The organism is Clostridia bacterium, assembly GCA_034926675.1.
GTDB lineage: Bacteria > Bacillota > DTU025 > DTU025 > DTU025 > JAYFQW01.
Map to the genome: position 1 here is coordinate 1 of JAYFQW010000049.1, position 23,475 is coordinate 23,475.

Below are 23,475 nucleotides of genomic sequence, written 5' to 3' on the forward strand. Positions count from 1 at the left end.
GTCAACCTGGGTCAGAAGCGCCCATCTCCCGCGAAAACCTGGTCGCTCCGCGTCCAGGTTGCACCTGGATACCGTGTGGGGTATGCAACTCTCGCGAATCCGGGAGGCAACTGGGACTCTGTGAAGGACGGGGCCAGATGCCGCCAATTGGGAAAGACGCATATACATTCCCATCCATGGAATAACCCCCTCGGGCTCTGCCCGGGGCACGCATGGAAACGGCACTTCATTCCCTGAATCGCCTGCCCTGAGCAGTTCAGGTGGTGAAGTGCCTGCGTCGTCCCAGGTCTATTTCCGGTCAGTCAGATCCTCTCGAAATGCGCCACATCCACCACGAACACCGTGGCGCCTCCGGCTATCACCTCAATCGGAGGAGCGGCAAGCCCCGGCGACATCGGCATCGGCTGCGGCGTGATCAGCTCCTGCCGCGTGCGGCAGCATCCCCTGATGATACGGAGCACCGACTCGGTCTGGCCATCGTCCACACCAACCAGAAGCGTGGTATTGCCCTTGCGAAGAAATCCCCCAGTCGACGCGAGCTTAGTGTAGCGGTGGCCGGCATCGGCCAGCGAATCCTGAAGAATCTCCGAGTAGTCGTCTCGCACTATAGCGATTACCAGCTGCACGTCAGAGCACCCCCTTAGCTTTTCGGTTCAGCCTCCGCCTGCGCAGAGCAGAAGGCGACACCATGCGATGGAGCTTTCCGAACGTCTCATCTACTCCCACTGCCTTGATGAATATCACGCATCCCAAAATCCTCACCAATGTGGATAGGATGAAGGACGGCATGATGCCCCACCGAGACACCACCGACGTGGCAATGAACGGCGCGATGATGCCCGTCGCGTTTATCAGCATGTTGAACACAGCTATCCCGTTCGCGCTTTCCGTTGGGTTCACATACGCGAGTGTGAGGTTGAACAGGGTGAAAGCAAAACCCGCATTGAAAAAGCCAACCGCGGCCTGCAGCGCGATGAGGTAGCCCGGTGACCGGGATAGGCCGTACATCACAGGAAACAAGGCGTATGCCAGAATCGAAAGCGTGTACACGGCTGCGTCTCCCGCGCGCCTGGCAACCACTCCCCACATAGGGTAGGCCAGCACCGCAGTGAGCCCCCCAGCAAGGGAAAGAGTGCCGATGATGCTGTTGGATAGATGCAACACCCTAACGTGATAGATCGTGTACACCGGAACCGCTATGTTGATGCCTAGGTGCAGAAGCAGTGCACTCGCAGTGAATACACTGAACTTCCGCCCGTGCTCTTTGTCGACAAAGGGCCTCCTGAGCCTGGCCGATAGTGGCAGCCTCACAGAGGCGGCTTCGCTCATCGGCGTCTCCTTCATCAAGGAGAGATAGTGGAGCGAAACCATCGACGTGAGGAACGACACCACAAACAGCGCTGCGTAGTTCGCAGGATACGGAACCCGGTCCAGCAGGATCCCGGCGAGAAGTGATGAAAGCAATGCAACCAGTGAACAGAACATGCTCCTCATGGAGAATACCCGTGCCCGCTCCTCAGCGGGGAACGTCTCTCCCATCAGGGCAGTCCAGGCCACAGCAGTGACCACTGCCGGAATAGTCTGCAAACCTATGGCGGCCACCAGTATTGTGGCCCTGTACTTCGCCCACGGCAGGAATGGCACAAACGCCATGAGGAGATAGAAAACGCGGGTGAATAAGGCGCCCGTAACCGAGGTGCGGAGTTTGCTCCGCCTCCGTTCAACCATCCCCGCCGCTGGAAGATACATTATCGTGTTCACGAGAGCCGGAACCGCGGTGATCATACCGACGACGCCGTTGGTTGCGCCTAAGCTCAGCGCGAACACGGCCAGGAATGGGTTCACCATACCCATCGCCACACTCGCGAACATGCCATCTAGTGTGCTTACCTTGAAGTTCCAGCGCAACCGCCAGCTATGGTCCCGCCGCCGCTCCGGCCCGGCCCCAGTTGCACCAGCCCCTACCACGCCATCCTTCAACTACTTTCCCTCTTTCTCGGGCTAACCCGGGCAAGAGCATTATAGCACCGTACAAGGGGCAGAGGCCAATCCCGCTCCGACGTGATATCCCGCTCCGACGTGATTTCCCGCTCCGACGTGATATCCCGCCCCGCACCTCATTGCCTGTCGACGCCGCGGCCAAGTCACTCCCTCTCGTAGGGCAACCCCAAGGCCTCCGGCGCGCGCGAACTCCTTTTGGATGCTGTTGCCGTCACTATGATGAGCACCGCTATTGTGAACACATAGGGCAGCATCTTGAGGAAGAACGATGATACTCCTGAACCCATCACCTGAATTCTGAAGCCGAGAGCGTCGACCCCTCCGAACAGGTAGGAGCCTATCATTGCTCTCACAGGATCCCACACCGCGAATATCACGAGGGCGACAGCGATCCACCCGCGCCCGGCAGTCATGCTCTCTATCCAGCTCGGAGCGTACGCCATGGAAAGGTACGCTCCTCCCAATCCGGCAAGCATCCCGCCTGCTATCACCGAGACATACCTGATGGCGAAGACATTCACGCCGAGGGCGTCCGCGGTTTGAGGGCTCTCTCCCACCGCCCGAAGATGGAGCCCAGGGCGCGTCCTGTACAGCAGATACCATAGGGCAGGCACGAGTATGAAGGTGAGATACACCATGAGATCGTGGCGGAAGAGAATCGGCCCAAGCACTGGAATGCTTGAGAGCCCCGGTATGGCCACCGCACGGAACTGGGCGGGAAGCGGGACCCCGATCACCGATTTCCCCAGAAACCCACTGACTCCGGTGCCGAACAGGGTCAGGGCCAGGCCTGACACCACCTGGTTCACCCGAAGGGATATGGACATGAACGCGTGTATCAGCCCCATCAACCCTCCGGCTGCCACTGCCGCCATCACTCCAACCCATATGTTCCCAGTTCGGACCGTCGCGAGGAACCCGCTCACCGCCCCCACGAGCATCATGCCCTCCACTCCGAGGTTGAGCACACCCGCCCGCTCGCATACCAGCTCTCCGAGGGCAGCGAACAACACCGGGGTTCCGGAGCTAACCGCTGCTGCCAGAATCGAGATCAACATGCCTCCACTCATTCTTCTGCCTCCGCCTCCGCCTGCCGCACAACTCGCACCCGGTACCGCCCCGCCGCCTCCACGGCTAGGACGAAGAAGAGCATGAGCCCCTGCAGCATGTTCACTGATGCAGCCGATACCCCGATGAACTGAGCGGAGTAGCCACCCACTAGCAGACCACCGAACAGCACCGACACGATGACCACCGCCCATGGGTTCAGCTTGGCAAGCCACGCCACGATGATGGCGGAGTATCCGTATCCGGGTGAGAGTTGCCTGGTCATCCTGCCCGCGATCGCTGAGACCTCCGCCATTCCAGCCAACCCCGCCAGGGCGCCTGCAAGGCACATGACGAGCACGACATTGCGCTCGATGTTCATGCCTGCGTACCGTGCTGCCTTTGGGTTCTCCCCGATAACGGTTATCTCATATCCCCACTTGGTCCTCGACAGGACCACGAAGATGGCTGCGGCCGCCACAAGAGCGAACAGTATGCCCGCGTGCACTCTCGAACCGAACAGCGCGGGCAGACGCGCCGCATCTGAGAAAGGCGCCGAAAGAGGGAAGTTGAGGCTGCCCGGGTCGCGCCACGGCCCATGCACCAGGTACTCAACCCAGTATATCGCCACGTAGTTGAGCATCAGGGTCGTGATGATCTCATTCACACCCAGGTAGGCCCTTGGGATGCCCGGAATAAGAGCCCATATGGCGCCGCCCGCCATTCCCGCCATGGCCATCAGCGGAAGCACCTGCCACGCGGGCGCCTTTGGCATCGACAGAGCAACCGAGGCGGCCGCGAACGCTCCCATGTGAAACTGGCCCTCAGCTCCCACATTCCATAGCAGCATCTTCGCTGCCAGCGCAATTCCCAGTGCGCACAGCATGATCGGGATGGCAGTCACGAATGTCTCTGACACTCCATAAGCGTCGCCGAACGCGCCCCACCACATGGTGGAGTAAACTTTGAGCGGGTTGAGCCCTGAGGCCCACAGAAATGCCGCACCGAAGAGGAGTGAGAGCAGAACCGCGGCAAACGGCGAGAAGAACCGAAATGCCTGCGATGTAGTCTCCCGTTTCTCAACTGCCAGCCTCATCGCGATTCATCACCCTTCTCGTCGGCCTTGGGGGCCACCCCCGCCATCATCAGCCCCATCTCCTCCACATTGATCGCATCCCGCGAGACAGTGCCCATGATGCGCCCTTCATACATAACAGAGATGCGGTCGGCAAGCGCCGCCAACTCCTCAAGGTCCTCAGATATCAGGAGTGTGGCCACTCCTTCGGTTCTCTCGGCGAGGAGTATCTCATGCACCGCCTCAGTGGCGCCAACGTCCAGCCCACGAGTGGGGTGGACCGCCACTACAAGCCTTGGTTTGCATGTCGTCTCTCTGGCGAGCAGCAACCTCTGGGAGTTTCCGCCCGAGAGAAGCCTTACAGCTGTCTTGAGATTCGGCGTCTTGACCCGGAACCTCTTCACCAGCTCGTATGTCCAGGCATTGGCCTGTTTCTCGTCTATCATCGGACCCGAGAACATCTCGTCGCTCCGGTATCGCTTCATGATCGCGTTCTCGGTTATGGCCAAGTTGGCCGCAAGTCCGACGCCGAGCCGGTCCTCCGGGATGTGGCTCACTCCGGCGTCGATAACCTGGCGGGGACTATGGTTCGTCATGTCCTCGCCCTCGATCAGCACATGCCCGCAAGTGGCCTTCCGCAGTCCCGTGATCACCTCTGCCAGTTCCCTCTGGCCGTTTCCTGCAACCCCCGCGATTCCAAGTATCTCTCCCGCCTTGATGCATAGGGTGATCCCGGCGAGGGCCTTCTCGCCCCGATCACCCTCGGCTGTGAGCCCGCGCAGTTCCAGAACGGTCTCTCCCAGCTCCACCTGGGGTCTGTCGTGTTGAGCAGCGAGTTCTCTGCCCACCATCTTGGAGGCAAGCTCCCTTGGGCTAGTGTCAGAAGTGTTGCAGGTGAACGCGTTACGGCCTCCACGGAGAACCGTCACCCTGTCGGATATGCTCATCACCTCGTCGAGCTTGTGGGTGATGAACACGATGGCTTTCCCCGAGGCCGCCATCTTTCGGAGAGTCTCGAAAAGCTCACGAACCTCCTGCGGTGTGAGTACGGCTGTTGGCTCATCCATGATCAGCACTTCCGCGCCGCGATAGAGCGCCTTGAGGATCTCGACCCGCTGCTGTTCGCCCACTGACAATTGCCAGATCTGAGCGCGGGGATCCACGGCAATCCCGTACTCGGCGGAGAATCTGCCGATTTCCTGCTCGATCGGGGCCATGTTGAGTGCAAACCTAGGAGTGGGCATTCCGAGGGTGACATTCTCAGCTACTGTGAAGGTCTGCACCAGCCGGAAATGCTGGTGAACCATGCCGATGCCCATGGCGATTGCGTTTGAAGGCGACCTGAGCTGCACCTTCTCGCCCCGTATGAGAATTTCGCCGGAATCCGGGTGCAGAAGGCCCGTGAGGATGTTCATGAGGGTGCTCTTGCCTGCCCCATTTTCGCCCAGCAACGCATGGATCTCGCCGGGACGGATCGCGAAGCTCACGTGATCGCTTGCGAGCACGCCCGGGAATCTCTTGGTAATGCCTCGCATCTCAATGACATATGGCGCGCAATCCACTTCCATGCCTCCGAATGAACATGGGCGGCCAGCTTCCACTACCGGATGCCGGCCGTCCCATCGTATTGAGCGGTCTACTTAGGCAACACACCGTCAACACCCTCGACGAACCAGTCGAAGCTGAGAAGCTCCGCGTCTGTCATCGTGGTTCCGGCGGGAACCCGCAACTTGCCGAACTGGTCCTTGATTGGGCCGGCGAACGGATGGAACTTGCCAGCCACGATCTCGACCCTCTTGTCGGCGACGAGCTTCTTGAGAGCTTCCGAGACCATCGAACCATATGGCGCCAGATCGACGATGCCGTCCACTACTCCGCCCCAGTATTCTGTTGGCTTCCATGATCCATCCCGGGCTTCCTTCACGCGCCGCACATAGTACGGGCCCCAGTTCCACACAGGACCAGTCAGGATGGCATTCGGGGCGAATTTGCCCATAGGCGAGTTGTAGCTCACGCCGTACTTCCCGCGCTCAGCGGCGGCCTGCATCGGGCCAGGGGTGTCCTGGTGCTGAGCTATCACGTCGGCGCCTGCATCGAGGACAGCCTTGGCAGCTTCCTTCTCAGTGGCAGGATCATACCAGGTGTTGGTCCATACGACCTTCACTTTGGCATTGGGGTTCACATAACGCACCCCGCGGGTGAAGGCGTTGATGCCCCGCACGACCTCCGGGATCGGGAATGCCGCTACGTACCCAAGGATATTGCTCTTGGTCATCTTGCCGGCAACCATGCCAGAGAGGAACCGAGCCTCATAGATGCGGCCGAAGTAGGTCGCAACGTTGGGAGCGGTCTTGAAGCCTGAGCAATGCTCAAAATAGACCTTGGGGAACTGCTTGGCTACGTTCTGAACGTAGTCCATGTAACCGAAACTGGTTGCGAAGATCACTTTGCAGCCCTGCCGCGCCATCTGCGTCATGATCCTCTCCGACTCCGACGTCTCGGGAACTGACTCCACGAACACGGTCTCCACCCAAGGCAGAGCCTTCTCTAGGTACCTGCGCCCTTCATCGTGGGCAAGGGTCCAACCTGCATCTCCCACTGGGCCGATGTACATGAACCCGACTTTGACCTTCTCCTCAGCAGCCATAGAGCTGCCACTGAGAAGGGCCATCCCAGCGAGCAGCGCCACTGCGGCGGCTAGGACTGCAACCTTCCGAAACCTGCTCATCATGATCCCTCCCTGATTCTCATAGTTATGTGGTGTTTAGGACTACCAGTCTATATTCGTCGGGCGCAGGGCATATCCTTCCGGCGCTGTCCGGATGCAGCCAGCGGATGAACAGTCGGCGAAGGGGGAACAGCCGTGAACGAGATCAACGCTGTACGCGGGATGGCTGCACTTCGGGCAGTAGCTGGATCTCTTGAGGTGTTCGCTGCAGTGCTGATGCTTCACTCGGGCTCAGTGATGCATGCGATGAGGATAAACGCGTTTCTGGCACTGGCTGGACCGGCTTTCCTGTTCGCAGTGAGCGCAGTGGGTTTGCTTGGAGCAGCCTCAGGCCTGTCCCCGGCAAAAGTGCTGCTCATAGCATGCGGAGTCGCGCTCATCTACGCTGGGACTCGCTGAGCAGCGCAGCGACCAGCTCACGCCTTCGAAAAAGGGCACAACCGCCAGTCGTTTCGCCGAGCTCTTCGTGGTGGTCGCGTATGGATTTCAGAAACGAAGAATTCAGTGCATCCTTCAGAGACATCCCCCCGAGGCTCGCATCGGAGTACGGCGCGAACGGACACGGTTCCACATCTCCCCCGGAGCTGATGTGCACGAACCCACGGCCTGCCGCAAGGCATCCGCCAGTGGCCTCCTCATCTCCTGGAAAGGCCACGAAAAGCGCGGGCATCCGCGAACGCAGTGATTCGACTCGAGCCATGAGTTCTCCGCGCTGATTGGGGGTGAGCTCCCACTCCTGGGTTCCCTCCTCCACGGGCACGTACTCCACAAAGAAGAAAATGCGGCACCCGCTGGATACGAAATCAGATACGAATTCGTCGCTCGTGATCATGTTTACAGTGTCTCGCCGCACAGTGAGAGAGGCGCCGAAGAAGACCCGCGCCTGCTGAAGTTGTACGGCAGCGCGAGATATCCTCGCCCACACACCGTCGCCCCTCCGGTCGTCGGTAACGTCCTGTCGGCCCTCAACGCTTATCACAGGAACTACGTTCCTAAGCCTCCGCAGGCGATCTGCCATGGCGCCATCGATCAGCACGCCGTTGGTGAACATGGGGAAGATGATCTCTGGATACCGCGCGGCGACATCAAGCAGGCCCTTGCGGACCAGGGGTTCGCCACCTGCAAGCATAACCACGGATATGCCAAGCTCGCGTCCTTCATCAAGCGCCCGAGTGAGCGTGGCGTCGTCCATGTCCCCCTTCTCCGCGCGAGCCTGAGCATGTGCATAGCAGCCCTTGCAGTGAAGATTGCAGCTAGATGTGACGCTTATGATCATGAAGGGCGGAACATGAACGCCCTGTTTCTCCCATCGAGCCCGCGTGTCCTGCGCCCTCCGCTGCCAGTTCATGACCTTCAGCATATACGCTGCCTGGCTCGGGTCCTTAGCGCAGATCCGCGCCGCAGTCCCGAGCAGGCTGATCAGCCCGTCGTTATACGGCGCCAGGTAGTCGAGTTTCTCACCTGCACCCACGTGTGTCACGCTCCCTGCTCTACTCATATTTCACCGCCCGAGCGCCGAAGGCGAGGAACGCCGCGGAGAAACCTAGCAGGATCAGGCAGCTTCGCAGCACCTCCGGGCTAGGTCCGCTCTTCTTCACAATTAGGTCGATTAGAGCCGCCACGGCGTGCCGCTGGGGAAACAGCACGGCCACGCGCTGCACGACCGTGGGCATTATCTCAAACGGCCAGTAGACTCCGGCAAGCATGGACGTTGGCAACAGCACGATATTAGTGAACGTGACAACCTGTGCATGGGTCTTGGCGTATGCTGCAATCAACAGACCAAGGCCAACTGAGGCCAGTATCAGGCTTGTAAGAACCAACCACACCCATACCGGCGAAGAGCCCCACTCCACCCGGAACAGCCATCTGCCTCCCAGCATCAGCACTGCGCACTGCAGCCAACCTATGGAGAGCAACCCCAGGAGCTTCCCGAAAAGCACCACTCCGCTTCCGGTCGGGGTGGAAAGCAGCCTGCCCCAGGTTCCCTGCTTCTTCTCCACCAGTATCTCTCCGGCCCCGATGGCTGCGCCAGCCATGACGAACATGACCAGGAACCCAACTGATGTCTGTTCCAGTGGACGCTGAGGCACACTGGCATTTCTCTTCTCAGCCCCGCCCGACACCGGCATCTCCTCCAGCGCCACAGGCGGGCCGTCGTTCCATGCTGCATCCACCGCCGCTGCTGCATCCGCACTGATTCCCTCCGGCGCCTGCACCGGAAACCCACCGCCAGGGTCAGCCGCCGCATCCGCCGCGGCAACGCTCGATCTGAGCCGCAACACCACCGCTCTCACGGTGGACTCTATCGCGTGTCCTTCCCCGCCCGCCCCCTCTGGAATCACTACAAGCACTGCGCAGGGACGCAGCTCCGAAAGCGCCTCGTGGAACCCGACCGGCGCCACTATCGCTGCATTCGCCTTGTTATCCCGCACCATCTCCAGCGCTGCCTTCTCTGAGGGAACAACCTCCACTCTGATGGATGATGGAAGCAGCTCCGCCAGCCTTCGCGAGGAATCCGACTGGTCAAGATCTGCGAGCGCGACCGGAACGCCCATCGGCGCCGAAGCTGAACCTGGCCCCCAGCTTGGGGCTAGCATCAGCCCCACAAGCCCAGTGAAGAGCAAGGGAAACAGCACAAGATTCACAACGGCAGATCGGTCACGTATGGTGTCAATCAGCATCAGGCGTGCGATTGCAAAGGCCTTGCGCATCCTCTGTGCATCCCCTTCATTCAAGCCTCAACCTTGCAGTTCCGATTCCGAACAGTAAAACCCCAATCGCGGCCAGGGAAATGCAGTTCGAACCTATCTCAGAGAGCCCCGCACCTGCGAAAATCCGTGAGAATCCATCCATCGCCCAGTAGTTCGGCGTCAATTTCGCGAGGGCAATCAGCGCCTTCGGGTAAACCGCTATCGGGATCATGCTCCCGCCCAGAAGCGAGATAACCTGTATCGCGATGGAGCTGATGGTGTTCACACCACGCCGGGATTTCGACACAGTCGATAGAAAAACGCTCAGCCCGGCGCAGCCAAGGATGGTGCACGCTGATAGGGCGAGAAATGCCCAGGGTGCGCTCCCCCACTTCACGCCGTACGCGAGCCTAGTGAAGACCACAAGAACACCCCATTGCGCCGCCCCGATAGCGAAAACGGATACGAGTTTTCCCGCGAGTATCTCGCTCTTCCGGGTTGGAGTGGACATCAGCCGCATCAGAGTGAAGTCATCCCGCTCGTCGAGAAGCGACTTCGCCCCCAGCATCATGCTGAACATGAGGTACATCACACCCATGCCGGCTGAGTAGTATTCGAATGAACTCACGGCCTTTCGGGTGCTAACGGTCCGGGTGACCACCTCAGGCCCAAACGCGCTCATCCTCGCCCACACCGCCCTGCCAGCCTGCGCAGCGAGGGAAGCTGCCCATTCGGGGTCGGGCGCTCTGCCAGCTCCCGCGGCGGCCTTGATCCACTCCTGCGCCACTGCCCCCGTGGCTATCTCCGTGGCAGACACCTGTGTGGCGAAGGATCCGACTACACCGCGCAAAAGTGGCGCGACAACCTGCGAAGCAGGGTCGAACAGAACAGTCAGTGCGGAATCCTGGCCAGTTGTGACCCTAGCCGTGAAGTCCTCCGGTATAATGATAGCCGCTTTCAGCTTGCCTTCGAGAATGCGCGACCTTGCCTCCTCCTCCGTGAGGCGCACCTGCGTGAACATGGCGGAGAGCTCCGGGGCGCCAAGGAACTCATCGAGAAACACCCTTGCCAGTTCCCCTTCGTCCAGGCGCACTATTCCGACATCTGCCTGTATGGCGCCGCCTCTTCCCGAGAACATCGGCCCAAGGGCGAATCCGAGCACAAGGATGATGATCATCGGCTGGACGATCATCATGGCCAGAGCATGCCGGTCCCTGGCGATGTTCCTGATATCCTTGAGGATGATGGCTGCCGCTCTCATGGTAACCTCCTTGGTCAATCCCGCAGGGATTTGCCGGTGAGATGCAGGAACACCGTCTCCAGGTTCGGCTCGCGCACCTCGATTGAAGAGATCGTTGCGCCCAGATCAGCCAGGGAAGTGATGACCTGTGCAAGCACTCGCCTCCCGTGATCTGCCCATACCACCACTTCGCCTGGTGTTTGTGTGAACCTGGATACACCCGCCACTGCCGTGATGCACTCGGATGCATCCGGGGCGCCTTCGGCCACCTTCACCCTGATCATGTCGAGATCCCCAACCAGAAGCCTGAGATCGCTCAGGCGCCCGCAGGCCATGATCTTGCCCAAGTCCATGATGGCTATTCTATCGCAGAGGAACTCGACCTCCTCCATGTAGTGGCTCGTGTACACGATGGACATGCCCTGGTCGTTAAGGGATTTCACGGTTTGCAGAATGTGGTTCCTCGACTGAGGGTCGATGCCCACAGTGGGCTCGTCCAGGATGAGCAGGCGAGGCCTGTGCAGCAGGCCCGCTCCGATGTTCAGGCGCCTCTTCATCCCGCCGGAGAAGGTCGCGACCCGGTCGCCGGCCCGATCCGAAAGGCCCACCGTATCGAGAACCCACGCTGCGCGCTCCGCGAGTTCCGCTCCTTGCAGCCCGTACATGCGGCCCCAGAACGCCAGATTCTCCGCGGCGGTTAGGTACGGGTAGAGCGCGATCTCCTGCGGCACGTACCCGATGGTCCGCCTTACCTCCATGGGCCGCGATTTCACACTCGCGCCAGCGACGCGCGAGTCGCCCGACGTGGGCTGAATCAGGCCTGCGATCATCGATATGGCAGTGGACTTCCCGGCGCCGTTCGGACCCAGAAGCCCGAAACTCTCGCCCTCGCTCACTGAGAATGATACATGATCCACGGCTACGCGATCCCCGAAGGAGCGGCATAGCTCTGATGCCTCAAGAATCGCGGACATCTCAATCCACCTCCGGCTCGCAGCCATGATCTGCGTCGTTCGTCCGTCCGGCCCCTCTCAGAAGAGCCTCAATGGTGGGCGCTTTGCCGCAGCACGCGGCTCCTTCCGGGCAGTAGCCGAAGTCATCGCATGACGCTCCCGCCCGCCAGAATATGTTAGGCGCGATCTCCTTGTATGCGCAGAGCAGACCGTCAAAGAGCCTACGTATCTCCCATTGAGCCCTGTTGCAGCATCTCAAATTGAACATGTGCCTGAGCTGGCGTGCATTTGTGGTGATCACAAATCTGGTCTCAGTCGCATTGGAGAGCCCGAATCGCACATCCTCCGCGGGGAGCTTCGCGACGGACAGTCCATACCGCTGCAGTTCCCGTATCTCATCCTGCAATGCACGGAATCGCTCCAGGAACTCCTGATGCGTCTGAAAGCTTGGCGGGGTCACATACCGAAACCCGTCTTCGCGGACATACCGCTGCGACTGCTGCAGCTGAGCCACATCAGCCGATCCCTGCTCTGGGCAGTTCTCCCACACTCCGGGATCTTTGAACGTCTTGATCAGCCTGTGCCTGTCATTCTGCTGGCTCGATATCCGCGAGTAGCCCTCGACGGCAAAACTCGTGGTCCAGTGCTCCAGGGCGCCCAGATGCCCTGAGCGGATCAGGTTGCGCACGAACTTGCCAACATGATCGTCGTGACCCGAAGCCTTCGCCCAGACCATGTCGTGCATGGCGTCGACGCCAATGGGCTTGTAGCAGAGCTTGGCCATTAGCAGCAACCGTTCTGTGTCGATCTCAGTGCCCATCAATGGGTAGTAGATGATTCTGAATTTGAGGCCCGCTTCCTGCTCCATTCCTTCTATCCCCGCTATTCCTCAGTAGTGGTATGGCTCGTTTCGGATTATTCTGAACGCGCGGTAGATCTGTTCCAGTAAGAACACCCGCATGAGCTGGTGTGGGAATGTCATCTTGGAGAAGCATATCCTGTCGTCTGCCCGGGCCAATGCGAGAGGTCCGAACCCCTGTGGCCCTCCGATGAGAAACGTGAGATCGCTGACTGAGGCAATCCCCAGGTTCTCGATGAAGGCGGCGAACTGCTCGGAGGTCATCTCCCTTCCGGCAAGATCGCAGGCGATCACGCGGGAGTTTGGGCGGATGCGCGCCAGCATCTTCCTGGCCTCCAACGCTTTCAGCTCATCCTTTCGGGCACAACTGTCCGACTCAGTGAAGGGTTCCTCTTGAACAATGCTCATTCCGAGCCGACAGTAGCGTCCGAGGCGGACGGAGTAATCCTCCACCGCCTCGGCTAGATGCCTCTCCTTCACTTTGCCAACTGCAACGATATCCACGCGCACCTGGGAACCTCCATGCGTCCCGTCTTGGGCGCCTCCCGCGCCGCTCCGTCGCGACCTGGAAGCAGCTCGCCTTGACCTACGGAGCCTCGGTAAGCACTACCTTCACATCGCGCTGACGCGCGCTGTAGCGCCCCACAACTGTGAACTTCAGCGTGTCGCCGATTGACGATTTCAGGACCGCTTTCCTCACATCTTCCACTGTGGCGACAGAACTATCGTTGATGGAGACGATAATGTCGTTTGGAGCCAGGCCTGCACGTTCAGCCGGACTGTGCCTCATCACAGATGCGATCAGTAGACCATGGTCCACCGGCAGGCCATACCTGGAAGCGATCTGCCTGTCGATGGGCACGACCTCCGCTACGCCCACGTAGGGCCTCCTAACCTTCCCATACTGGATGATCTGGGATGCCACCTCGCGCGCGGTGTTTATGGGTATCGCGAACCCGATCCCCTGCGCCTGCTGGATAATGGCGGTATTGATCCCAATCACCCGCCCATCCTGCGACACCAAGGCCCCGCCGGAGTTTCCCGGATTGATTGGAGCGTCAGTTTGGATCAGGCCTTCCATCGCAGGTTCCGATTGCCCGCGCTCTAGTGAGCGGTTCAAGGCGCTCACCACTCCCGCGGTCACCGTGTGGTCGAATCCGTATGGGTTTCCTATAGTGATTGCAGGCTCGCCCACAACGAGCTGATCCGAGTTGCCGAGGTCCGCCACAGGCAAACCGGCGCCTTCAACCTTCACCACCGCAATGTCGGTGAATGAGTCGCCGCCCACGATCTTGGCCGGGAACTGCCGGCCATCAGCCAGGACGACGGCGATTTCGGTCGTATCGGCGATCACGTGGTTGTTGGTGAGAATGTACCCAGAGGAGTCGATCACGACTCCAGAGCCAAGGCCTTCTCTCTCCTGCACCATTGGATGAAAGAAGAAGCTGTACACGACCTCTTCCTGCTTAGTCGCGATCTTAACGACCGATGGGCCCACTCGCTCAGCCGCGGTGGCCACTGAGTATGCCTGCGGGGTAAGCCGATCGGAAGGCGTCTGGTCACCCTCCTGCGCAGGCGCCGACCCAATCTCTGAAGGAGGCGCCGCCGGGGACGGAGTGCGCTGTGCGTAAGTGAGGAGCAGCGCTCCGACTACCAGTCCTCCGATTACCGCCCCAGCAAGGGCCGCGAAGAACAAACTGAACCTGCTCGCTCCTGAGCGGTCTCTCCAGTAGTAACTCATGGAACTCCACCTCGATACTGCCCATTCAGTGCTGTGTCAATGATGATGAACGAGCCAGCCCCAGCCCTGGTTCCCCGCCGGCGTCCAGACCCGCGGCCGCTTGCACGGATCAATAATAATTCGCCATTCATCCCGGCAAGACCTTCGGCCTGACGCCATTACTCGTGCATTCCGCACTGATTCGCGATCAGTACTCGATACCGTGCCTGGCCGGAATGCCCTGCTCAAAAGGGTGCTTCACCATCCGCATCTCGGTCACCAGGTCCGCAATGTCGATGAGTGGCTGTGGCATGTTCCTCCCTGTGAGAACCAGTTCCACCCCTCGGGGGCGACGCTCTATGAGCGCCACGGCGTCCTCCACACTGAACAGACCGAATACGACAGCATTCGCTATCTCATCCAGTATTACCAGATCAGCGGAGGCCTCATCCAGCGTTTGCGCGGCCAGATCGTAGGCTTGCCGCGCGAGCTCGATATCGAGCTGGGCGGAACGGCCCTTCCGAATGAAACACTCCCCGCAGCCATCGCAGGTCAGCTCGCCAGTCCTCATCGCCTCAGAGCGCTTACAGCCCCGGCCGAACTGGAATATCTCAAATCCCGGGCCCAGCCTGCGCGCGGTCTGGATCTCCCCGGTGTAACCGGTCCCCTTCATGAACTGTATCATCCGCACCTTGTAGCCATGCCCGAAGGCGCGCATGCCGAGGCCTATGGCAGCGGTGGTTTTTCCTTTGCCGTCTCCTGTGTAGACCTGAATCAGCGCGTTGGGAAAAGCGCCTGCCTTCACGTTCCCGGTGCTGTCAGTCATCTTGCTCACCTCCACGCCTTTCCTTTGCGTGCTCCGCGCGCTCTGCATGGCTCAGAGCCACGCCAACGCCGGAGCCGGAGCCAGAACCAGAGCCGGCACTCGCGCCAGCGGGGCTTCCCGACATCACGAACACCGCGGGCCGGTCCAGTTCAGGCCTGCGGCCAATCACTGCCCTGACTCCGTACACATCAAGGAGGTTCTCCTCAGTGAGAACGTCCCTCGGAACTCCCTCGGCGACAAGCTCCCCGGTGCGCAACATTACGATCCTGTCGCAATAGCGTGCCGCGAGGTTCAGATCGTGAAGAACAGCTATCGTGGTGATTCCGGACCCATGGGCAAGCCCGAGTGCGAGCTCCATCACCTCCACCTGGTAATTCACATCGAGATGCGCGGTGGGCTCATCCAGAAGAAGCGCCTTCGGCTGCTGTGCGAGGGCACGGGCTATGAGAACGCGCTGCCTCTCCCCAGACGAAAGCTCTGTGATTCTCCTCTTCCTGAGGTAGGCAACGCCAGTCTGTTCCATGGCCTGCCTCACGCAAGCCCAGTCCTCGGCTGTTTCCGAAGCGAACGGACGTATGTACGGCGACCGCCCCATCAGGACAATCTCTTCCACAGTGAACGCGAACGCCGTAGATTCCGAAGATGCAACGGCCGCAACCGTCCGAGCGGCCTCCTTGGGAGGCAGCTTCGAGATATCGCGACCGCCGTATGAAACCCAGCCCGAGCGCGGCTTTGCCACTCCGCCAATCACTCTTAGGAGCGTCGACTTCCCAGATCCGTTCGGGCCGACTATCCCGAAAAGCGTGCCTGGAAGCACGGCGAAACTCACCCCGTGCAACACCTCCGGACTCGACCTGCCGTAGGCGTATCGCACATTGTGCAGTTCAACTCTCATGCCCGTCCTCCCTCCTTGCCCGCTCACCGAATCCGGGATAGGCTGCTCAACCTCAATGCCGGCAGGCCCTGATCGGGGCCTTTAGAACACTCCGTCCCTCTTCCTCCTGCGCAGCAGGTAAAAGAAGAACGGCGCTCCTGCAATGGCTGTGATTATCCCCACCGGTATCTCTCGCGGAGGGATCGCCACCCGCGCGATAGTATCAGCCGCCACCATGAACGCAGCGCCGCCCAGGGCGGATACTGGGATCAGGCTCCTGTGGTCCGGGCCTATGAGCATACGCGCGACGTGTGGCACAACGAGGCCGATGAAGCCTATGAGTCCAGACGCGGACACGGCCGCGGCTGTAATGAGGGAACCGATGACAATCGCTGCCTTCTTGAACCTCTCCACATCCAGCCCCATGTATCTCGCAGGCTCTTCGCCCATGGCTATGAGGTTCAGACCCCGTCCCATGGCGGTGAGAGCAGCGATCCCGGCCAGCACGTACGGGGCAGCCATGGCCACATGGGTCCAGCTCTTTGCGGAAAGGCTCCCCATCAGCCACATGACCACCTTGGGGAGATCCTCTCCAGCGATCACCATGAGGAACGACACTACGGCCCACACGAACGAGCCGACCACAACACCCGCCAGCAGAAACGTATCAGTAGACACACGTCCGTCCGCCGCTGCAAGTGCATACACGAATGTGACGGTGACTACTGCGCCGACGAAGGCAAACAGAGGCACACTAGATGAAGGGCCCGCAAGAAACGAGATTCCAGACGACGCCGATAGCAGGATGCCTATGCTTGCTCCCAGTGCGGAACCTGACGACGCTCCGATGATGTATGGGTCGGCCAACGGGTTCCTGAACAGGCCCTGAAAGCATGCTCCTGTCACAGAAAGGCCCGCCCCCACCAGCAAGCCAAGCACGATGCGGGGAAGCCGCACCTCAAGCACGATGATCTCAGCGCTCTCCAGGTCATAGCGTGCTGCAAGCGCGGGGCCAGGCCTGAACAGCGGCCCGACCAGGGGAACCCTGGATCCCAGGATGCGCAGCGCGAGTTCGACCGGGACCCCTGAGGTCCCGGCTGATGCCGCACAGCACACAACCAGAATGACGACGGCTGCAAGCCCGGCGATCCGCGCCCTCCTGATGCGGGACGTTGGCATACGAGTTCACCATCCTCATGGACATCCATAGGCCCGAGAGTTCGGGAGCGCGCCGCCACATCCGCTGCCCCGCCACCGCGCGCGGGGCAGCTTCCAAGCGCAGCGCGCTCCCTCCCGCAGTCCGAATCCTACTTCGCCATCTTCATGCCACGAAGAACATCCCCGTGCAGTATGGCTGCGAGTGCCTCCAGCCCCTCAACAAGGCGTGGGCCTGGCCTCACCAGGATGTCCGGCATCAGCTCGTACACCTGCCCGCTCGCGATGGCGGGCGCCTTTCTCCACTCGCGCCTGGCCATCACCTCGGCCTTGTTGTAGCACGTAAGGATGATGCACTCCGGCTTCGAGGCTATGACCGTCTCCGGTGAGATCTGAGGCCATCCCTGCATCGAGCCTGCTATGTTGCGCCCGCCAGCCTTCGTGATGAGGTCATCCACGAAAGTGCCTGATCCTGCAGTCATCAGTGGGTCGTTCCATATCTCCACAAACACCGGCGGACGCTCATTCGCCGGAAGCGTTGCGAGCTGCCTCTCCACAACCTTCATTCGGGCCTGAAGCCCCTCTACGACCTTGCGCGCGTAGATTCCTTCACCGGCGGCATCGCCGATCAGCTCCATGGCCGAGAATACCTCGTCGATCGTCTTGGGGTTAACAGCCACCACAGTGATCCGCAACTCCCTGAGCTTCTCGATCACAGGCATCTGAAGGTCCGCCACTGCGAACACCACATCCGGCCTCTTGGCCACCACCTGTTCGATGTTGATGTTGTAGTCCCCGATCTTGGCGATCTTCTTCGCAGCCTCCGGGTAATCGCACGCAGTAGTGACCCCAACAAGCTTCTCGCCAAGCCCCAACTTGAACAGGATCTCAGTGTTGCTCGGGGCAAGGCTCACAATCCTCTCCGGCTCGCGCTCTATGCGGACTGATGCCCCAGTGCCATCCACAACGGTGATCGGGAATCTCCCTGCCAATGTCGCTCCTGCGGACCCCGCGGATACTGGCGACCCCACGGATGCCGCGCACCCCGCAGAGGCAGCGCACCCCGCAGAGGCAGCCGCCGCGACCGCCCCAAAAGGCGCACAGATCAGGGTCAAGGCCATTAGGATCGAGAACACGGCCTTAGCGACAGTGCTCCGGTTGGCGCGCATGCGCTTGACTAAGGCGCAGACCAGTGTTTTCTCAGATACCAATACTGACACCCTCCCTCTGAGCCGCACGCACGTCGCCGGCGCACCGGCCGGTTACGACCGGCGCCACGCTGCTGCCCAAATAAAAACACCCTGCTCACCACGGTGAACAGGGGATACTCCGGCGCGGTGCGCCCACATCAAGCTGAGCAACTGCCACGCCCTCCGAATCCCCCTCTGCCCCGAAGGTGGAGACGGCAATTCCGGAGGGCAGGTTTCCTGGCTCCCAGTTCACCATCTGGGCGCGTCTTCCCCGTGCGCGCGCACGAGTGACATACGTTGCACCCAGACTCCCTGGATACAGTGGCGGGACCACGGGCTTAGCAGGGCGGGACCAATGCGAGCCTTCCGCACCCAGCTGCCACTTCCCTTTTGACCCGCAAGAGCGGGCGCCCACCGGCATTCCGCTATTAAGGTGTCGTTGGATTCATACTATCATAATGGGCCACCTGAGCCAAGCACCCGCTCGTCACCGACTCGCCTCGTCACCTTGGACGAATCCAGGCACTCGAGGAGCGCCACTGCGTATTTCCGCGTTGAGCCGCACGCATCTCGGAATTCGGCCGCCGTAAAGGCGCGCCCGCCCGCGCCCAGCTCCTTCACGATGCTCATGGCTCTCTCCAGGGCATCTCGATGAAACAGCAGTTCAGGCCCTACTCGCATCAGCACTCCGGTGTCTATCATATAGTCGAGCACCGATTCGGCTGCCGTCACATCTGCCGAGCCCTGCCCCTGCGCCTGCCCCTGCGCCTGCGCCCGCCCCTGCACAGCGACGGGGGCAGCGATGGCGATGGCCGCCGCCCTTTCCGGAGGCGACATGAGGGCATCCCCATCGGAAAAGGCTGCCTCGAGCCGTTCTGCCAGGCTACGCTGTTGTGCAGTGAGAGTAACCTCGTGCTCAGGCAGGGACACGAGAACTCCGTTGTCGCGCATGAGTCCATCCTCAACAGCACGTGCGAATGCTACCGAGAACGCCTTTCCATCCCAGCCCGGGAAGGCCGCAGTCCTCAGTTGCTCCTTCGGCATCCCGGCCCGTAGCGGCGCCCGGGAGTGGTATCCCCTGAGAGCCTCCTCCATTCGTGCGCAAATGCCGTCCCAGTCGGAACGGGGCATGTACCCCCGTGACGAAGGCGATTCCCCGAAGGCAACCATCCCGCCTGCCGCTACATCCGATTCGAGAATCGCGCGGACCTCCGATTGCTCACGCACCATCTCCCTGGCCACGCTCTCGGCGGAGGCCGGAGCGGAGATTTCGGAAGTGATATGGGACGCAAACAGGCGTGCGAGAGCTGCTTCATCATCACCTGCGAGCACTTCGAACTCTCGGATTGTCGCTTCCTTCATCCTGCGGCGCCTATCAGACGCAGGCGCCAGTATGCGCCCGCCTCCGGCGGTGACAGAGGGAGAGTATGTGCGAATGATAAACCTGTCGCCCCTGGCAGCCACGCCATCCTCTTCAAGCTCCAACTGCACGTACGCCCGCTCTCCGGGAATCGCTTCGGCAGCCCCGATCACCCTGACCCTGCACATGACCTCAGCAGTGCCCATGTGCAACCTCATCCTGGTCCTGTGCTCCACTGGAATCGCAGACGGAAGGAGGTCGAGTTCAGCATCGTACATCCGCGAAGGCGAGAGCATTCCAGGCCGTGCCAGAACCATCCCTCGCTCCACCTGGTCCCGGTCGACTCCTGAGAGGTTCATCGCCACCCGCTGTCCATGCACGGCCTCGTCGGTAGGCGCGTCGTGCACCTGAACCCCTCGGACTCGGACCTCGCGCCGGGCCGGCAGCAGTTCAAGCTTATCCCCTGGCCTCACCGCGCCGCCGACGAGTGTGCCCGTGACCACAGTGCCGTGCCCAGATATGGCGAACACCCGGTCTATTGGAAGGCGCGCGAAACTCCAGCTGTCCGGGTCGGACATGGCTTCGTCAAGCGCTCGGTCGAGCGCCTGCAGGAGGAGGTCCAGTCCCTGCCCTGTGACTGCCGAAACCGGCAGTACGGGCGCACCCGCAAGGCGCGTGTGGGCGAGCCGACCACGCACGTCCTCAATGGCGAGCTCAAGCCAGTCCTCCTCAACAAGATCGCTCTTGGTTATTGCGACCACCCCGTGCCTCACTCCGAGCAACTCCAGTATGTCGAGGTGCTCTTCTGTCTGGGGCATCACGCCTTCATCTGCGGCAACAACCACCAGCGCTACGTCGACTCCTGATGCTCCGGCCAGCATGTTCTTGATGAAACGCTCATGTCCGGGCACATCCACTACCCCCGCCATCCTCCCGGATGGCAGCGTAAGCGGCGCGAAGCCGAGCTCGATGGTCATGCCCCTGTCCTGCTCTTCCCTGAGCCGATCGGTGTTCACTCCAGTGAGCGCCCTAATGAGAGTAGTCTTGCCATGGTCAACGTGGCCGGCAGTCCCGATCACCGCGTGCTTCATGCTCGGATCGCCCTCCCCACTGCGCGGGCAAGGCTCTCGAGGTCGCGGTCGAACAGAGTCCTCATGTGAAGCCTAACCGAGCCCTCCGCCACCCTGGCCACGACTGAAGGGTCGCCCCTCCTGAGCCGCAGCTGGAGTTCAGCCGCGGACATCAGCCTGGGTTTGATCGATAAGCTCACTCCGGGGATCATGACGGTGGGCATAGATCCTCCGCCAACTTCAGACGGGTCATCAATCACTTCGAAGGACGCCGCCTCGCAGCCTCCGCTTCCACCTGGCGCCGCGGCAACTGGAGCGGCTTCAGCTGCGGTGAGCAACTGCCGCTGCACAAGGGAAAGAAGACGGTGGGCCCTCTCCACGAGGGTATTGTGATCAGCGGTGAGCATGGCATGGACTGGGATAGACCGCAGCGCCTCGTCTGGGTCCTCCCATGCGGCTGCCACGGCAGCCAGAGCAATCAGGGTCAGCTTGTCTATCCTGAGGGCTCGAGCCAAAGGGTCCTTAGATATCGTTTCGATGAGGTCAGGCCTGCCCACTATGATGCCTGCCTGAGGGCCTCCGAACAGCTTATCGCCGCTGAACGTCACGATATCCGCACCATCCCGAACCGCCTGCCCAACAGCGGGCTCGGCGCCCTGTGACGGGCAGACTGCGCCGGTCATCAGTCCCGACCCGATATCGTACATCACGGGAACCCCAACTTCAGCTCCTAGCGCTGCCAATTCCGCAATGCTCGCCTCCTCGGTGAACCCAACCACGCGGAAGTTGGACGTATGCACCTTGAGCAGCAGCCCGACGTCGGGATCGATCGCCTTTCGGTAGTCGGAGATCCTGGTGCGGTTCGTAGTCCCCACTTCCACAAGAGCGGCCCCGCTCCGCTCCATTATCTCAGGCACCCTGAAAGACCCGCCTATCTCAACAAGCTCACCCCTGGAGACCACGACCTTTTTCCCTTTCGCAAGGGCATCGAGGCACAGAAGAACTGCGGCCGCGTTGTTGTTGACGACGTAGGCTGCGGGCGCGCCCGTGATCCTGGCCAAGAGCCCGGCGATATGATCCTGCCGTGAGCCGCGCAGGCCAGTGGCGAGGTTGAACTCAAGATCACAGTACCCGATGGCGCACTCCGCGACAGCCGCAGCTGCGTACTCCGGCAGTGGCGCACGCCCGAGGTTCGTGTGCAGGATCACCCCGGTTGCGTTGATCACAGCTCTGGGACCAGGCGCGGCGCACCTGGCCGCAACGGCTGGAAGGTCGGAGAGAACGCGCAGGAGAATCGCTTCCCTGGGGTCCGCAGACTCTGGAGCGTCGGCCCCAACTGTGGAAACCCGGAAGCTCTCCTGGTGCGCATGATGTTCCACGTGCGCATGATGCTCCTCACCGCGGGTGAGAGCTTCCCGCTCCCTCGCGATGAGTTCTCGTGCGGCATCGCGCACCGCCCATCGTGGGAGAGCATCCGACAGTTCCTGTGCGATTTGAGTGGACAGTACGTCGGAGACAGAAGGGATGGCGCGAAGTGAACGCCCCACGACTGCCGCCACCTCCTCCTGCCAGTGATTACAGGGATACCTCGATCAGCGGAGATCGGGCCGGAGAGCCCTCTCCGGTTTCGGTCGGCGCCAGCTCCATCTGGGCAACTGCATGGGCAACGACCGCGCTTGCCAAAGCACCAGACTCTCTGAGCCGCGCAATGAGCTCATCCGCGCTCTCCTGCGCCACCGCTATCAGGAGCCCTCCGGATGTCTGCGGGTCGAAAAGAACGTCCATGCTTTCCTCGGAAACCCCGGGCGCACTAATCCTGGATCGGAAGTGCGCGGCATTCCGCTTGGTTCCGCCTGGCACAAGCCCCATAGCGGCGTATTCAGATGCGCCCTCGATCATGGGCACATCGCCAACACTTACCTTGAATGCTACTCCAGAGGCCAATGCCATCTCGCACATGTGCCCGAGTAAGCCAAACCCCGTGATGTCGGTGCAACCGTGAGCCCCAACTGCCTGCATGGCGGCTGATGCCCCCAAGTTCAGCGCCGACATCACCTCGTAGGCCCGCTTCTCCGTCTCGGGAGAAGCCATGCCCGCACGCATGGCAGTGGAGATCAGCCCAGTGCCGATGGGCTTAGTCAGGATAATGACATCGCCGGGCCTGGCGCCGGAATTGAGCATCACCCTGTCTGGATGGACAAGCCCTGTGACCGCGAGCCCGTACTTGGGCTCCGCATCATCCACTGAGTGCCCTCCCACCAGAAGCGCTCCGGATTCGAAGACCTTGTCCGCCCCTCCCATGAGGATCTCGTGAAGAACATCCATCCCCAGAGAGCACGGATAACACACTATGTTCATTGCCACCAAGGGAACGCCGCCCATGGCGTACACGTCCGACAGAGCGTTCGCCGCAGCCACCTGCCCAAACTCGTACGGGTCATCCAGAATAGGTGTGAAGAAATCCACGGTATGAATGAGCGCAGTGTCGTCGTTGAGTTTGTACACCCCGGCGTCTTCCGACTTGTCGAACCCGGCGATCAGCCTCGGATCCGTGCGGACCCGGAGCCCCTCCACAGCAGCCATTAGGTCACCCGGACCTATCTTGGCCGCTCAGCCGGCTTTGCTCGACATCGAAGTGAGCCTTATCGACTCGCGCTTGTCCATGCCTATCCCCCCGCCGCGGG

General features: G+C 60.9%; 21 protein-coding genes and 1 riboswitch. Of the genes, 1 reads left to right on the forward strand and 20 read right to left on the reverse strand.

The window, feature by feature from the left end:
- Positions 1–302 precede the first annotated feature (302 nt).
- The 6 genes from VB144_11790 to VB144_11815 form a co-directional block, all read right to left on the reverse strand.
- Entirely contained in the window at positions 303–626 is a 324-nt protein-coding gene (locus VB144_11790) for a cyclic-di-AMP receptor (GenBank protein ID MEA4884311.1), read from the reverse strand.
- A 1-nt stretch (position 627) separates the two neighbouring features.
- Positions 628–1,980 carry an MFS transporter gene (locus VB144_11795; GenBank protein MEA4884312.1) on the reverse strand — a complete coding sequence of 451 codons (1,353 nt, stop codon included), beginning with the start codon at positions 1,978–1,980 and terminating at the stop codon, positions 628–630.
- Between the two features lie 164 nt (positions 1,981–2,144).
- Positions 2,145–3,071, reverse strand: a complete 927-nt coding sequence (locus VB144_11800; GenBank protein MEA4884313.1) for an ABC transporter permease — start codon at positions 3,069–3,071, stop codon at positions 2,145–2,147.
- Positions 3,068–4,144, reverse strand: a complete 1,077-nt coding sequence (locus VB144_11805; GenBank protein ID MEA4884314.1) for an ABC transporter permease — start codon at positions 4,142–4,144, stop codon at positions 3,068–3,070. Before VB144_11805 ends, VB144_11800 begins: the two co-directional genes overlap by 4 nt.
- A complete protein-coding gene (locus tag VB144_11810) occupies positions 4,141–5,691 on the reverse strand; it encodes an ABC transporter ATP-binding protein (protein ID MEA4884315.1) in 1,551 nt (516 codons plus the stop codon). The genes VB144_11805 and VB144_11810 overlap by 4 nt, the downstream gene beginning before the upstream one ends.
- A gap of 68 nt (positions 5,692–5,759) precedes the next feature.
- Complete coding sequence (locus VB144_11815) at positions 5,760–6,794, reverse strand: BMP family ABC transporter substrate-binding protein (GenBank protein ID MEA4884316.1); 1,035 nt, start codon at positions 6,792–6,794, stop codon at positions 5,760–5,762.
- 192 nt (positions 6,795–6,986) lie between these two features.
- Between VB144_11815 and VB144_11820 the strand changes: the two genes are divergently transcribed.
- The gene (locus tag VB144_11820) at positions 6,987–7,250 is read left to right on the forward strand and encodes a DUF2619 domain-containing protein (GenBank protein ID MEA4884317.1); all 264 of its coding nucleotides are present in this window, start codon (positions 6,987–6,989) and stop codon (positions 7,248–7,250) included.
- Here VB144_11820 and VB144_11825 read toward each other — a convergent pair.
- The 14 genes from VB144_11825 to selD form a co-directional block, all read right to left on the reverse strand.
- Positions 7,228–8,349 carry a radical SAM protein gene (locus VB144_11825; GenBank protein MEA4884318.1) on the reverse strand — a complete coding sequence of 374 codons (1,122 nt, stop codon included), beginning with the start codon at positions 8,347–8,349 and terminating at the stop codon, positions 7,228–7,230. The genes VB144_11820 and VB144_11825 overlap by 23 nt on opposite strands.
- Complete coding sequence (locus tag VB144_11830) at positions 8,342–9,565, reverse strand: ABC transporter permease (GenBank protein ID MEA4884319.1); 1,224 nt, start codon at positions 9,563–9,565, stop codon at positions 8,342–8,344. The genes VB144_11825 and VB144_11830 overlap by 8 nt, the downstream gene beginning before the upstream one ends.
- Positions 9,566–9,581: 16 nt before the next feature.
- A complete protein-coding gene (locus VB144_11835; protein MEA4884320.1) occupies positions 9,582–10,805 on the reverse strand; it encodes an ABC transporter permease in 1,224 nt (407 codons plus the stop codon).
- Positions 10,806–10,819: 14 nt separating this feature from the next.
- Positions 10,820–11,758, reverse strand: a complete 939-nt coding sequence (locus VB144_11840; protein MEA4884321.1) for an ABC transporter ATP-binding protein — start codon at positions 11,756–11,758, stop codon at positions 10,820–10,822.
- Between the two features lies 1 nt (position 11,759).
- Entirely contained in the window at positions 11,760–12,605 is an 846-nt protein-coding gene (locus VB144_11845; GenBank protein MEA4884322.1) for an FAD-dependent thymidylate synthase, read from the reverse strand.
- Positions 12,606–12,626: 21 nt separating this feature from the next.
- Entirely contained in the window at positions 12,627–13,106 is a 480-nt protein-coding gene (gene rlmH / locus VB144_11850; protein ID MEA4884323.1) for a 23S rRNA (pseudouridine(1915)-N(3))-methyltransferase RlmH, read from the reverse strand.
- A gap of 76 nt (positions 13,107–13,182) precedes the next feature.
- The gene (locus VB144_11855; protein MEA4884324.1) at positions 13,183–14,337 is read right to left on the reverse strand and encodes a trypsin-like peptidase domain-containing protein; all 1,155 of its coding nucleotides are present in this window, start codon (positions 14,335–14,337) and stop codon (positions 13,183–13,185) included.
- A 187-nt stretch (positions 14,338–14,524) separates the two neighbouring features.
- Positions 14,525–15,142 (reverse strand): cob(I)yrinic acid a,c-diamide adenosyltransferase, encoded by a 618-nt coding sequence (gene cobO, locus VB144_11860; protein MEA4884325.1) that lies wholly within the window; start codon positions 15,140–15,142, stop codon positions 14,525–14,527.
- The gene (locus tag VB144_11865) at positions 15,135–16,037 is read right to left on the reverse strand and encodes an ABC transporter ATP-binding protein (GenBank protein ID MEA4884326.1); all 903 of its coding nucleotides are present in this window, start codon (positions 16,035–16,037) and stop codon (positions 15,135–15,137) included. Before VB144_11865 ends, cobO begins: the two co-directional genes overlap by 8 nt.
- 81 nt (positions 16,038–16,118) lie before the next feature.
- Entirely contained in the window at positions 16,119–17,195 is a 1,077-nt protein-coding gene (locus VB144_11870; protein MEA4884327.1) for an iron chelate uptake ABC transporter family permease subunit, read from the reverse strand.
- A 128-nt stretch (positions 17,196–17,323) separates the two neighbouring features.
- A complete protein-coding gene (locus tag VB144_11875; GenBank protein MEA4884328.1) occupies positions 17,324–18,382 on the reverse strand; it encodes a cobalamin-binding protein in 1,059 nt (352 codons plus the stop codon).
- Positions 18,383–18,570: 188 nt separating this feature from the next.
- A riboswitch (cobalamin riboswitch) is annotated at positions 18,571–18,791 on the reverse strand.
- A gap of 23 nt (positions 18,792–18,814) precedes the next feature.
- Positions 18,815–20,812 (reverse strand): selenocysteine-specific translation elongation factor, encoded by a 1,998-nt coding sequence (selB, locus tag VB144_11880; GenBank protein MEA4884329.1) that lies wholly within the window; start codon positions 20,810–20,812, stop codon positions 18,815–18,817.
- Complete coding sequence (gene selA / locus VB144_11885) at positions 20,809–22,338, reverse strand: L-seryl-tRNA(Sec) selenium transferase (GenBank protein ID MEA4884330.1); 1,530 nt, start codon at positions 22,336–22,338, stop codon at positions 20,809–20,811. The genes selB and selA overlap by 4 nt, the downstream gene beginning before the upstream one ends.
- A 28-nt stretch (positions 22,339–22,366) precedes the next feature.
- On the reverse strand, positions 22,367–23,455 hold the full coding sequence (gene selD, locus VB144_11890; protein MEA4884331.1) for a selenide, water dikinase SelD: 1,089 nt from the start codon (positions 23,453–23,455) through the stop codon (positions 22,367–22,369).
- Between the last annotated feature and the right edge of the window lie 20 nt (positions 23,456–23,475).

Bases quoted from the DNA above. Each gene is read 5' to 3' on its own strand.
- VB144_11805 (MEA4884314.1), bottom strand. From the start codon at position 4,144: ATGAGGCTGGCAGTTGAGAAACGGGAGACTACATCGCAGGCATTTCGG.
- VB144_11865 (MEA4884326.1), bottom strand. From the start codon at position 16,037: ATGAGAGTTGAACTGCACAATGTGCGATACGCCTACGGCAGGTCGAGT.
- VB144_11855 (MEA4884324.1), bottom strand. From the start codon at position 14,337: ATGAGTTACTACTGGAGAGACCGCTCAGGAGCGAGCAGGTTCAGTTTG.
- VB144_11840 (MEA4884321.1), bottom strand. From the start codon at position 11,758: ATGTCCGCGATTCTTGAGGCATCAGAGCTATGCCGCTCCTTCGGGGAT.
- cobO (MEA4884325.1), bottom strand. From the start codon at position 15,142: ATGACTGACAGCACCGGGAACGTGAAGGCAGGCGCTTTTCCCAACGCG.
- VB144_11830 (MEA4884319.1), bottom strand. From the start codon at position 9,565: ATGCGCAAGGCCTTTGCAATCGCACGCCTGATGCTGATTGACACCATA.
- selB (MEA4884329.1), bottom strand. From the start codon at position 20,812: ATGAAGCACGCGGTGATCGGGACTGCCGGCCACGTTGACCATGGCAAG.
- VB144_11845 (MEA4884322.1), bottom strand. From the start codon at position 12,605: ATGGAGCAGGAAGCGGGCCTCAAATTCAGAATCATCTACTACCCATTG.
- VB144_11870 (MEA4884327.1), bottom strand. From the start codon at position 17,195: ATGCCAACGTCCCGCATCAGGAGGGCGCGGATCGCCGGGCTTGCAGCC.
- VB144_11800 (MEA4884313.1), bottom strand. From the start codon at position 3,071: ATGAGTGGAGGCATGTTGATCTCGATTCTGGCAGCAGCGGTTAGCTCC.
- VB144_11835 (MEA4884320.1), bottom strand. From the start codon at position 10,805: ATGAGAGCGGCAGCCATCATCCTCAAGGATATCAGGAACATCGCCAGG.
- VB144_11810 (MEA4884315.1), bottom strand. From the start codon at position 5,691: ATGGAAGTGGATTGCGCGCCATATGTCATTGAGATGCGAGGCATTACC.
- VB144_11815 (MEA4884316.1), bottom strand. From the start codon at position 6,794: ATGGCCCTTCTCAGTGGCAGCTCTATGGCTGCTGAGGAGAAGGTCAAA.
- VB144_11825 (MEA4884318.1), bottom strand. From the start codon at position 8,349: ATGAGTAGAGCAGGGAGCGTGACACACGTGGGTGCAGGTGAGAAACTC.